The following is a 12,010-nucleotide window of genomic DNA, read 5'->3' as shown; positions in this document are numbered from 1 at the left end:
CGCGCTCAAGCGCGCTTGCGCGACTCGATCAGATCCAGGTTGCGCACCAGCCGGCGCGACAGGTCATCGGAAATCTCGCGGCGCCTGGCCAGCTTGAACAACTCGTTGCGCTCGGCCACCAGCGCGGCATGGCGGAACTGGCGCAGCGCCTGTTCGTATGCGCCGGCCTCTTCCGGATCGGTCTCGGCCATGTCCACCGCGCCGAGCTTGCGTTGATAGCGCTGGCTGACCTGGTTGGCGGCGGCGTTGTAGCGCTCGGCATGCCGGCTGTCCTCCACCAGGCGCTGGCGCAGTTTTTCCACCGCTTCCAGCGCGGCCTGCGAGGCGGCCTTCACCGCCAGGTCTTCCTTGAGCTGTTCGTCTTCCTCTTCGGGCAGCTCCAGCCCGCGCAGCAGCCGAGGCAAGGCCACGCTGGCCACCAGCAACGACACCAGGATCACCGAGGCGGCCAGGAAGATCGCCAGCTGGCGCGCAGGAAACGGCGAGCCGTCTTCCAGCATCAATGGCAGCGTGAGCACGCCGGCCAGGGTGATCGCACCGCGCACGCCGGCAAGCGAGACCGCCACCACGATGCGCCACGGCGGGCTGACATGCTGCTCGCCGCGCCACTGCGCCTTGAAGATGTTCCAGCGCAGCGACAGGAATACCCATACGAAGCGCAGCGCCATCAGGCTGGCGCTGATGGTGGCCACGTACACCGCCAGCCACCACGGATTGAGGTGCCCGGCTTCCTGCACGCTGCGCACCGCCCCGTCCAGGATGCCCGGCAACTGCTCGCCCAGCAGCACGAAGATGATGCCGTTGAAGGTGAACTGCACCGTGTCCCACACCGCCGAGCGCTGCAGCCGCATGTTGCCCGGCGCGTTGCCGGCCATTTCCACGTAGCTCATGGTGACGCCAGCCGCCACTGCGGCCAGGATGCCGGAGGCATGGAAGGCCTCGGCCAGCAGATAGGCCGCGAACGGGGTAAGCAGATTGACCAGGATCGCCGAACCCGGCTCCTCGCCGAAGTGGCGCCAGATCCAGGCCTGGATGCGGCTCAGGCCGAAGGTGGTGGCCACGCCCAGCGCCAGCCCGGCCAAGGCCACCCACAGGAAGGTCAGCGAGGCGGTGGCGATCGAGAAGCTGCCGGTCAGCACCGCGGCCACGGCAAACTGGAAGCACACCAGCCCGGAGGCATCGTTGAGCAGCGACTCGCCTTCCAGGATGTGCATCAGCCGCTTGGGGATCGGCACCTTGGAGGCGATCGAGGACACCGCCACCGGATCGGTCGGCGAGATGATCGCCGCCAGCGCGAAGGCCACCGCCAGCGGCATCGCCGGGATCAGCCAATGGATCAGCAGGCCCGCGCCGACCACGGTGAACACCACCAGCCCCAGCGCCAGCTCGAGGATGGCGGCCTTGTCGCGGAACAGGCCTTGTTTGGGAATGCGCCAGCCATCCAGAAACAGCAGCGGCGGCAGGAACAGCAGGAAGAACAGCTCCGGTTCCAGCTCATGCCCGGCATCGAACACACCCGAGACCACCGCGCCAAGCGCAATCTGGACCAACGGCAGGGGCAAGGAGAACGGCAGGATGCGGATCAGATAACCGCTGGCCGCGACCGCCAGCAACATGGCGAGGACGACATCGATCGAATGCATGGAAAACCCGGAAGAAAAAACAGTGCGCGTGCGGCATCGCAGAGTGCAACGCACCACCACGTGCCAACGGAAACATACCGGTTTGCACCCGGCGATGAAACCTCTGTGCCCCCTGACTGGCGCGCCACAGGCTGCGGCAGAGCTGCCATGCGCCCGTGTCGATGCCACGCGGTTGCCCATCCGTATGGCCCCGGTGCCGTTGGATACGCCAGCGGATGGACGCCGGCCCGATGGTGCGGCAGTGCCCTGCCCAGGCCCACTGCCTGACCCGATGGTCGGCCGCTGCAACGCCAGCAACGGCAACACTGCCGACCACGCACACCGCCTGCGAAAAGCGCAGTTGCTGCGTTAGCCGCCTTGCAGGCAGCTCACCGGCGACAACGCGATCAGGCGTGGCGAACGTGCTTCTTCGCATGCAGCGTCGATTGCCGCGTGGTCTCGACCGCGACGATGAAGGTTGCTTCCTGCAGTGTCAGCCTGGAAGCGAGGTGACTCCCCATCACCTCGACCACCCTGGGCTTCTGCCTGAAGGCATACGGCCACTGCGCACCGACCATCTGCTGGCCGATCGTCTTGCCGCTGGCATCTTCCACGAGCGTGAGGTGCACCGGGTAGTTGCCTGCGCCGCCATTGTCGGCATCGTCGGCATCGACCACCTCGATGTGGGTCTGCGAAAACGCGTGCCGTCGATTTTCCGCGTCATGCATCTACGAGCTTTGTGCGTGAGTCGAATTTTCCGCTTCACGCATCTAAGACCTTGTGCGTGATTCGGTGCGCCATGTCGCCCGCGAATGCGGATGTCGGACAGCGACTTTCAACACCATGATCTGCATCCGCCCCCAACGAGGATGGCCGCCGTTGGCGCGAGGCTACATGGCGCAAGTGCGACGTCGCGCGCAGGAGCGTGCCCTGAATGCTGTATCGCGCACGCCTGTGTAAAGACGGCGTGATGCATCCGCGCTGCATCCACCCGCGTATCTGAGCACACGATTGCCAACCGGGCAGTCGCCTACCCAAAGGATCGATGCCTCATGAAGACCTCATTCCAGTCGCTTGCCGTCGCCACTGCCATCGCCCTGACCAGCGCAATGGCCCCCGCCTACGCCGCATCGAACCCGACCGTGGGCGGTGCGCCGATGCTGGTGACCAAGGACATTGTCGACAATGCCGTCAACTCCAAGGACCACACCACCCTGGTCGCCGCGGTCAAGGCCGCCGGCCTGGTCGACACGCTGAAGGGGCCGGGCCCGTTCACCGTCTTTGCCCCGACCAATGCCGCATTCGCCGCACTGCCGGCCGGCACGGTGGACACCCTGCTCAAGCCCGAATCCAAGCCCACGCTGACCAAGGTGCTGACCTACCACGTGGTACCGGGCAAGGTCGACGCTGCCTCGTTGATCGCCAAGATCAAGGCCGGTGGTGGGAGCGCGACGCTGACCACCGTGCAGGGCGAGGCACTGACCGCCAAGCTCAACGGCAAGAAGGTCACCATCACCGATGCCAAGGGCAACACCGCCAACGTCACCATTGCCGATGTCATGCAGAGCAATGGCGTGATCCATGTGGTCGACAAGGTGTTGATGCCGTAACTGGGTCTTGCTGTGAAGCAGGCGGTTGCATGCACATGCCTCCATCGGCGGAACCGAGCCACGTTCCGCCGGTGGATCGACAACGATTTGCGCAAGCCGGCGGTTTAAGCGTGGAGATGAGGCATGACAAGCACTCCGATAGGCGCGGACGGTGCGCTCGACGCCGGGCGTTCCGGCGGTGCATGCCGATTTCGCACACTGGCCGCGCCTGCCTGACGGCCATGTAGCAGTCCTGCGGGCCGTTCTTGCTTGACGTGTTTGGCTGCGCTGGCGTTGCACTACAACGCCAGCGCATCAGCTGCACGTTACGACGTGCACATTGTTGAATTGCGAATCCGCGCGTGCCTGGAAACAGGGTCCAGGCAGCGCCACCACACCGCGAAGCGGCGGTGAGGACCACTGGCTCGCCAGTGGCCCACTTGGTGTCATCATTCTCCGACACCGTGCGCGTGCACTTGCACGCGCATTTTTTATGTCCGGGCCGCGCGCGCTGCAGCGCTCGTTGCATCCAGCAACTGGCGCAGGTCGGCGACAAATCCGCGGTAGCCTTCCTCGCGTGCGGCCTCCGAGCCCTGCCGCAGTACCCATGAGGGATGCACGGTGGTCAGCACCGGCGTGCCGTCGTCCAGCCGCAGCCACTGGCCACGCTGCTGCATCAGGCGGAAGCTGTTTCCCAACACCGCCTGTGCGGCGGTCGCACCCAGGCACACGATCTGTGCCGGACGCAGCTGCGCGCGCTCGGCCTGCAACCAGCCACTGCAGGCCTGCACATGCGAGCGTTCCGGGTTGCGATGCAGACGCCGCTTGCCACGTTGCTCGAAACGGAAATGCTTGACCGCATTGGTCACGTAGACCGTGTTGCGATCGAGACCGATCTCGTCCAATGCCCTATTGAACAAACGCCCGGCCGGCCCGACGAACGGACGCCCGCTCAGATCCTCTTCGTCGCCGGGCTGCTCGCCGATCACCATCACCGACGCGTCGCTCGGCCCCTCGCCGAACACCGTCTGCGTTGCCGGTTGCCATAATGCGCAGCGCCGGCAATCGCGCGCGGCCACGCGCAACTGCGCCAGGCTTTGCGTGGCCACTTCCGGGATCGGCGTTGGCGCTACCGGCACGCGCCGCCGCACCGGCTCGGGCGCACGCTCGGCCATCTCGCGCACGCGCACGCCGGCCTCGCGGATCAGCTCCGGCAGCAAGCGCGCCTCGGGCAGGTTCTTCCAGTATTTCTGCGGCATTTCCTGCCGCATCATGGTCGGGTTGAGCCGCGCCGGATTGAAGATATGCGCGTAATAGGTGCGCCAGAGCGTCTCCTGCGCATCGTCGGCCGGCACCTGGGTGCGCACGGCGCCCTCGCCGAACGTCAATGCCTCGCCATCCCAGCGCACGCTGCGATACGGGGTGAGGATCGCCCAGCGCATGCCGGCGAAGCGGCGCGCGAAAAACGGCGCCACCCGGTCCACGATCCAGTGCTCGGGCTCGAACCACGCCACGAAGTCTTCCTCTTCCACCGGCAAACGCCGAAAGCGCACGAACGCCTTCATCTTGTGGGTGTCGCGCTGCACCGCCTTTTGCCACTGCGTCACCCGATGCACATCGACATCGGTGGCCCGCTCCAGCAGCGCGCGCTCTCCGCTCGCCACCCGCCACAACAAGCGGTATAGCACCGCATGGCGCTGCGGGTCGCGATGACACAGCACCGCCCCCGCCATCTGCAGGAACGCGGCCGACACCCGCGGCGGCGCAACCACGGCCGGCAGATCCAGCAGCCCCTGCCCCATCAACAGGCCACCCTGCGCTCCGCCATTCCACGCGATGGAGTCCGGCTCCACCTGCGCGCACCACCCCGCCCGCGCCAATGCACGCCATGCGTCAAGGCTCCAGCCCGGCGCAACGTCAGCGTTGAACATCGCGGTGGTCGGGATTGGGGATTGAGGGATTGGGGATTGGCAACAGCGTCGTGTTCCTGGGTAAGCACTGGTGCTCGGTGGCGCCTTTGCGCTTGATGCCATCCTTATCCGCCCTTCGGGCGCCTTGGCCGGCAACAGGGGAGAAGCCAGCCGAAGCGGCGATACGCCGAACGCTGGCGGAGAGCTGCGATCTCAATCGAACAGACTCGCCTGCCTAGGCGCTGGCGCCAGTTGCGCGCGCAAGCGCGCCGGATCGTCCAGGCGCTGGCGCGGATGATGGTCCAGCACACTCACGAACGGCAGCAGCTTCTTCATCGGCACCCGCAACCGCGCCAGATCGCCCACCCGCAGGCGCGCATGCCGGCGCGACAACAGCAGCCGGTCCACGTTGCGGGTGCCCAGGCCTGGCACCCGCAGCAGCATCTCGCGCGGCGCCACGTTCAGGTCCACCGGAAAGCGCTCCGGATTGCGCAGCGCCCAGGCCAGCTTCGGATCCACGTCCAGATCGAGCATGCCGCTGGACTGGGTTGGCGCGATTTCCTCCACGCTGAATTCGTAGAAGCGCAGCAGCCAGTCGGCCTGATACAGCCGGTGCTCGCGCTGCAGCGGCGGCGCCTGCAACGGCAGTTTGGACGAGGCATCCGGGATCGGGCTGAAGGCCGAGTAATACACCCGACGCATCCGGTAGTTGCCGTAGAGATTGTGGCTGGTGTCCAGGATGCTGCGGTCGTTGGCATCGTCGGCGCCGACGATCATCTGCGTGCTCTGCCCGGCCGGCGCAAAGCGCGGCGGCTTGGCACGGCGGACTTTTTCGGCCTTGCGCTCCAGCTGGTTTTCTTCGATGCGCCAGCGCAACTCGCCCATGGCCGAACGGATGCCGCCGACGCTTTTTTCCGGCGCCAGCAGCGTCAATCCCTGCTCGGTCGGCAGTTCCACGTTGATGCTCAGGCGGTCGGCATAGCGGCCGGCGGCAGCCAGCAGGTCGGGCGCGGCATCGGGAATGGTCTTGAGATGGATGTAGCCGGCGAAGTGATGCACCTCGCGCAGCTGCCGCGCCACTTCCACCAGCTGCTCCATCGTGTAGTCGGAGTTGCGGATGATGCCGCTGGACAGGAACAGGCCTTCGATGTAATTGCGCTTGTAGAAGTCCAGCGTCAGCGTGACCACTTCTTCCGGCGTGAAGCGCGCGCGGCGCACGTTGCTGGAGACACGGTTGACGCAATACGCGCAATCGAACACGCAGAAGTTGGTGAGCAGGATCTTCAACAGCGACACGCAGCGGCCGTCGGGTGTGTACGAGTGGCAGATCCCCATGCCCTCGGTGCTGCCGACCCCGCCGGTCCCGAGCGAATTGCGCTTGTTCGCGCCACTGGAGGCGCAGGACGCGTCGTATTTGGCCGCATCGGCCAGCACTGCGAGTTTGTCGAGGATTTTCACGCGAGCAGCATGTCGCGCTGCAGTCTCAGCCTATGAGACTGCAGCGCGCGTCATCGTGAATGCTTCAGAGCGCTGCGCTGCCGATGCTTATCGGCACCATACCTGGTGGCTGCAGTGCCGGCGCTTGTCGGCGCCATGCCTCACGCCCGGGGGCCGCGCTTGCCGGCACCCGGCCTATGGCTGCGGGCCGGTTCGCCGTAAGCCCAAGCCTTATCGCTGCGGGCCTTGCTCGTTGTCGCCACCGCACCGGGCCGGCTTGCAGCGGCAGCAACAGGCCGCATGCCATCGCGTGCCGGCGGTTGCGCGGTGCCCCGTGGCTGCCGGCCCGGCGCGCTGCCTGCACCGTAGATAACGGCCACGGTGCAGGCGTGCCGCGCTCGCCACGGCTCAGGCGACGACCGTGCCCGCACGCGCGATCAGCATGGATCGCCATCGAACCGGTAGATATCCATCGCCAGAAACCCCGCATCGATGCCGGCATCGATGCGCTGTGCACCGAGCCGGTCCCCGCCGGCCGCGCCCATCGCCACGTATAGCGGCAACAGGTGCTCGTCGGTGGGATGCGCCCGCGCGGCGTGCGGCGCCTGCCGGCGATAGTCCAGCAGCGCGGCGATGTCGTCCTGGACCAGCTTGCGCTCGGTCCACTCGATGAAGGGCCGCACATACGGCGCCTCGCGCTCGGCGCTGTAACCGTGGCGGAAGTCGTGCAGGTTATGGGTGATGCTGCCGGAGCCGACCACCAGCACGCCGTCCTCGCGCAGCGGTGCCAGCGCGCGGCCGACCGCAAACTGGTGCGCCGGCCCCAGCTCGGGCTGGATCGACACCGACACCACCGGAATCCCGGCGGCCGGATACAGCAGGCGCAGCGGCACCCACACGCCATGATCGAAGCCGCGCTGCGGGTCCAGGTGCGGATGCAGGCCGGCCTGCTCCAGCCGGCGCACGATCTGCTGCGCCAGCGCCGGCTCGCCGGGTGCGGGATACTCCAGTTCGTACAGCGGTGCCGGAAAACCGCCGAAGTCATGGATGGTCGGCGGCTGCAGCGCGCCACTGACCAGCGGGCGGCGGCCCAGCCAATGCGCGGACGCCACGACGATCGCGCGCGGCCGCGGCAAGGTCTGCGCAAGCTCGGCCAGGCGCTCGCCGACCTGCCCCGGCTGCAAGGCGGTCATCGGCGATCCGTGCGAGATGTACAGGGAAGGCAAACGGCTCATGGCGCACTCCTCGGAAGAACGATCATCAGCCTCGACGCGCCGGCTTCAGCGCCCACGCGCCCTCGCCAAGCAGCGATTGCACGACCAGCAACACCGCCCACAGCGCCGGGTATTCCCAGCCGCCGCCCGGATTGGAGAAGCCGAAGCCGTTGCCGCCATGCACGCTGATGATGGTACCCAGCAGCAGCGGCACCCCCAGCAGCCCGACCCAGCGTGCGTAGATGCCCAGCAGCAGGGACAGGCCCAGGCCGAGCTCCAGTGCGATGGTGAGGTAGGCCAGCGCGCCCGGCAGGTCGAGCGACTGGAAATAGGCCACGGTGCCGGCCGGGGTGAACACCAGCAACTTGATCAGGCCATGCACCAGAAACAGCGCGCCCAGACTGATGCGCAACAAGGCCGCGCCATAGGCAGCGGTACGCGGGGAAGCGAGGGAGGTGGACATTGGACGGACTCCAGTGAGGACCTGCACAGCCTATTACTTACAAATTTCTGATAAATAGCTTCACTTCGGATAATTTATTGCACTCAAAGCAACAATCGGATACCGATGGATACCCTCGATGCAATGCGCGTGTTTGCAGCGGTGGCCGAACGCAGCGGCTTCAGTGCCGCTGCCGATGCGCTGGACCGTTCCACCGCCAGCGTGACCCGGCAGGTCGCCGCGCTCGAGCAACGGCTGGGAACGCGCCTGCTCAATCGCACCACCCGACGGGTCAGCCTGACCAGCGCCGGCACCGCGTACTACCAGCGCTGTCTGCAACTGCTGGCCGACCTGGACGATCTGGAGGCCACGGTCGGCGCGCAGGCACTGGAGCCGGCCGGCGTGCTGCGCGTCAACGCGCCGGTGAGTTACGGCATCGAGCGCCTGGCCGCGCTGCTGCCGGACTTCTGCGCGCGCTACCCGCAGGTGGAACTGGACCTGTCGCTGTCGGACCGGCTGGTCGACATGGTCGAGGAAGGCTTCGATGTGGCCATCCGCATCACCCGCCAGCCGGCGCCGACCTTGATCGCCCGGCGCCTGGGCACGGTCCGCCTGGTGCCCTGCGCGGCGCCGGCCTACCTGGCCCGTGCCGGCACCCCGATGCATCCGTCCGACCTGGCCGGCCACGACTGCCTGCTGTACCACTACTCGCCCAACGGCGACGAGGTGCGCTTCCATGGGCCCGAGGGCGATAGCGAGGTGCGCCTCCACGGCAACCTGCGTGCCAACAACGGGCATGTGCTGAGCGCGGCGGCGGTGGCCGGCCTGGGCATCGCGATGCAGCCGGACTTCCTGGCCGACGAGCACCTGGCCGCCGGCCGGCTGGTGCGTATCCTTCCGCAGTACGCGCTGGGAGAGATCGGCATCTTCGCCGTCTATACCAGCCGCAGCCACCTGGCCCCGAAGGTGCGCAGCTTCATCGATTACCTGGTCGAGCGCATGGGCGATCCCGGGCGCTGATGAGCCCGGCAACAGTACGTCCCGTCGATGGTCATTAACCTGACACGGCATGTGTGGTCACAATCGGCTCCCCCCGACCACAGGACTGCGCATGAGCAAGATCGCCATCATCTATTTCAGCGGCTACGGCCACACCACCAAGCTGGCCGAAGCCGTGCATGCCGGCGCCGCCAGTGTCGGCGAGGCCACGCTGTACCGCATCGACCAGGACGGCAACCTGCCCGACGACGCCTGGGAGGCGATCGGTGCCGCCGACGCCATCGTCTACGGCAGCCCCACCTACATGGGCGGGCCGGCGTGGCAGTTCAAGAAGTTTGCCGACGCCAGCTCCAAGCCGTGGTTTGCGCAGGCCTGGAAGGACAAGATCGCAGCCGGCTTCACCAACTCGGCCTCGGTGAACGGCGACAAGTACGCCACCATCCAGTATTTCTGGACGCTGTCGCAGCAGCACGGCCAGGTCTGGGTCGGTACCGGTCTGCTGCCGGCCAACACCAAGGCGCACGGTCCGCAGGACATCAACTGGACCGCCGGCTCGGCAGGCGCGCTGGCGATCTCGCCCTCCGATGCCTCGCCGGAAGAAGCGCCACGCAGCGGCGATCTGGAAACCGCCAAGTTGCTCGGCAAGCGCGTGGCCGAGTTCGCCGGCAAGCTCAAGGGCTGACGCGGTAGCTGGTAGCGTCCGCGTCACGACACCCGTGCATGGCAGTGGGCCCTGGTCTGCTGACATGTGCGGGTTGTTCGGTCGCAGCGCGCGTTCGGTGCGTGATGTCGGGCCCAATGCCGGCCTGCTCGCGCATCGTCGCCCGGGCCACATCGCGCTAACGCACGCCGCTGCATCCTTCTTCCTGCCTTCCTTGCCGCACGGAGTTTTCTCCACCATGCAAACCCGCACGCTTGGCCGTTCCGGCCCCACCGTTTCTGCGCTCGGCCTCGGTTGCATGGGCATGAGCGCGTTCTACGGCAATCGCAGCGACGAGGCCGCCTCGATCGCGGTGATCCACCGCGCCCTCGATCACGGCGTCAGCCTGCTCGACACCGCCGACATGTACGGCCCGCACACCAACGAAATCCTGGTCGGCAAGGCCATCGCCGCGCGCCGGCACGAGGTGTTCCTGGCCACCAAATTCGGCATCAAGCTCGATCCCAACGACCCGTCGGTGCGCGGCATCGATGGCAGCCCGGACTATGTGCAAACGGCCTGCGAAGCCAGCCTGCGCCGCCTGGGCGTGGAGCATATCGACCTGTACTACCAGCACCGCGTGGACCCCAACGTGCCGATCGAAGACACGGTGGGTGCGATGTCGCGCCTGGTCGAACAAGGCAAGGTGCGTTTCCTCGGGCTGTCGGAAGCCGCCGCAGCCACCATCCGCCGCGCGCATGCGGTGCATCCCATCACTGCGGTGCAGACAGAATATTCGCTGTGGTCGCGCGAGCCCGAGGACAATGGCGTCTTCGAAACCGTGCGCGAGCTGGGGATCGGATTCGTTCCGTATTCGCCGCTGGGCCGCGGTTTCCTGACTGGCGCATTCGCCTCTCCCGATGACTTCGAGGCCGACGATTACCGTCGCCATTCGCCGCGTTTCCAGGGCGAGAACTTCACCCGCAACCTGCAGCTGGTGGAGCAGGTCAAGGCGATCGCCGCCGACAAGGGCATCACGCCGGGGCAGCTGGCGCTGGCCTGGGTGCTGGCGCAGGGCCAGGACCTGGTGCCGATCCCGGGCACCAAGCGACTGGCCTACCTGGAAGAAAACCTCGGCGCGCTCGACGTGGCGCTGATGCCGGACGAGCTCGCACGCATCGATGCGATCTTCCCGCTGCAGGCCGCGTCCGGGACGCGTTATCCGGAAGCAATGATGGGCGCGCTCAGCCGCTGAGCGGTGCGCGTGGAAGCGCACGCCGCCGCGGTGGCCCGGCGATGCCGGTGCGCTCACGCCATCGCACCGGCATGGCTCGCACACTGGGCCTCACCGCCATCGGAGTGACGCGTCCTGCCATGCTGTCCTTCGTGATCCCCGCCCATGACGAGGCCGCGCTGATCGGCCAGACGCTGCAGTGCCTGCACGCCTGTGCGCAGACCCTGCAGCTGGACTACGAGGTGATCGTGGTGGCCGATGCCTGCGAGGACGCCACCGCCGCCATCGCGCGTGCGGCCGGTGCGCAGGTGCTGGAGGTGCAATTGCGCCATATCGCCGCCACCCGCAATGCCGGCGCGCAGCAGGCGCAAGGCGATCGCCTGCTGTTTCTGGACGCCGATACGCTGGTGAACCCGCAGGTGGTCGGCGCCGCGCTGGCGGCGCTGGATGCCGGCGCCGCCGGCGGTGGCGCGCAGGTGCATCTGCAGGGCAGGCGCGTGTGGTTCGAGCGCATGGCGCAGGCGATCTTCGGCGGGTTGTTCCGTCTCGGCGGCATCGCACCGGGCTGCTTCCTGTTCTGCACGCGCGCCGCATTCGTCAGCGCCGGCGGCTTCGATACGCGTTACTACGCCGGCGAAGACGTGGCATTGAGCCGCGCGCTGGCGCGCTGCGGGCGGTTCGTGATCCTGCGCCAGACCGTGCACACCTCCGACCGCAAGCTGCGCAGCTTTTCCAAGCGCGAGCACCTGGGCCTGCTGTTGCGCTTCCTGTGGCGTGGGCGAGGCATGCTGCAGACCCGCGATGCCCTGGGCTTCTGGTACCAGCGCCGGCGCTGAACCGCGCGTGTCCGCAGGGCGGCCACGGCGGCGGCGCGCTGCCTTGCGTGGGGACGTGGCGACGGTGGCAATTTACACTGGTATGTC

General features: G+C 67.1%; 11 protein-coding genes. 5 read left to right on the top strand and 6 right to left on the bottom strand.

Features of this window, described 5'->3' with window-relative positions; translation table 11 throughout:
- Nucleotides 1-5 precede the first annotated feature (5 nt).
- Entirely contained in the window at nucleotides 6-1,643 is a 1,638-nt protein-coding gene (locus CPBF1521_RS18145) for a Na+/H+ antiporter (RefSeq protein ID WP_104583208.1), read from the bottom strand.
- A 386-nt stretch (nucleotides 1,644-2,029) separates the two neighbouring features.
- Nucleotides 2,030-2,299, bottom strand: coding sequence for a hypothetical protein (locus CPBF1521_RS18140; RefSeq protein WP_181901287.1), 270 nt, complete (start codon nucleotides 2,297-2,299; stop codon nucleotides 2,030-2,032).
- A gap of 375 nt (nucleotides 2,300-2,674) precedes the next feature.
- Between CPBF1521_RS18140 and CPBF1521_RS18135 the strand changes: the two genes are divergently transcribed.
- Nucleotides 2,675-3,232, top strand: a complete 558-nt coding sequence (locus tag CPBF1521_RS18135) for a fasciclin domain-containing protein (protein WP_164739931.1) — start codon at nucleotides 2,675-2,677, stop codon at nucleotides 3,230-3,232.
- 470 nt (nucleotides 3,233-3,702) lie between these two features.
- On the opposite strand, the gene CPBF1521_RS18130 is transcribed toward CPBF1521_RS18135, so the two are convergent.
- The 4 genes from CPBF1521_RS18130 to CPBF1521_RS18115 all read right to left on the bottom strand — a co-directional run bounded on the left by CPBF1521_RS18130 (nucleotide 3,703) and on the right by CPBF1521_RS18115 (nucleotide 8,235).
- Entirely contained in the window at nucleotides 3,703-5,142 is a 1,440-nt protein-coding gene (locus CPBF1521_RS18130) for a UdgX family uracil-DNA binding protein (RefSeq protein ID WP_115677847.1), read from the bottom strand.
- A gap of 192 nt (nucleotides 5,143-5,334) precedes the next feature.
- Entirely contained in the window at nucleotides 5,335-6,579 is a 1,245-nt protein-coding gene (locus CPBF1521_RS18125) for a putative DNA modification/repair radical SAM protein (RefSeq protein ID WP_115677846.1), read from the bottom strand.
- Nucleotides 6,580-6,995: 416 nt separating this feature from the next.
- A complete protein-coding gene (locus CPBF1521_RS18120) occupies nucleotides 6,996-7,793 on the bottom strand; it encodes a DODA-type extradiol aromatic ring-opening family dioxygenase (RefSeq protein ID WP_115677845.1) in 798 nt (265 codons plus the stop codon).
- A gap of 25 nt (nucleotides 7,794-7,818) precedes the next feature.
- A complete protein-coding gene (locus CPBF1521_RS18115) occupies nucleotides 7,819-8,235 on the bottom strand; it encodes a DoxX family protein (RefSeq protein ID WP_115677844.1) in 417 nt (138 codons plus the stop codon).
- A gap of 105 nt (nucleotides 8,236-8,340) precedes the next feature.
- On the opposite strand from CPBF1521_RS18115, the gene CPBF1521_RS18110 reads away from it, so the two are divergent.
- The 4 genes from CPBF1521_RS18110 (at nucleotide 8,341) to CPBF1521_RS18095 (ending at nucleotide 11,923) form a co-directional block, all read left to right on the top strand.
- Nucleotides 8,341-9,234 carry a LysR family transcriptional regulator gene (locus CPBF1521_RS18110; protein ID WP_115677843.1) on the top strand — a complete coding sequence of 298 codons (894 nt, stop codon included), beginning with the start codon at nucleotides 8,341-8,343 and terminating at the stop codon, nucleotides 9,232-9,234.
- A 91-nt stretch (nucleotides 9,235-9,325) separates the two neighbouring features.
- Nucleotides 9,326-9,895: a flavodoxin family protein gene (locus CPBF1521_RS18105; RefSeq protein WP_115677842.1), complete on the top strand. Its 570-nt coding sequence runs from the start codon at nucleotides 9,326-9,328 to the stop codon at nucleotides 9,893-9,895.
- Between the two features lie 217 nt (nucleotides 9,896-10,112).
- Nucleotides 10,113-11,108, top strand: a complete 996-nt coding sequence (locus CPBF1521_RS18100; protein ID WP_115677841.1) for an aldo/keto reductase — start codon at nucleotides 10,113-10,115, stop codon at nucleotides 11,106-11,108.
- Nucleotides 11,109-11,227: 119 nt separating this feature from the next.
- Nucleotides 11,228-11,923, top strand: a complete 696-nt coding sequence (locus CPBF1521_RS18095) for a glycosyltransferase (protein ID WP_115677962.1) — start codon at nucleotides 11,228-11,230, stop codon at nucleotides 11,921-11,923.
- Nucleotides 11,924-12,010: the final 87 nt, after the last annotated feature.

Source organism: Xanthomonas euroxanthea (assembly GCF_900476395.1).
In the GTDB taxonomy this organism is placed as follows: Bacteria; Pseudomonadota; Gammaproteobacteria; order Xanthomonadales; family Xanthomonadaceae; genus Xanthomonas; species Xanthomonas euroxanthea.
Note: the sequence above shows the minus strand (reverse complement) of the source record. Positions and strands in the feature narration are given on the sequence as shown.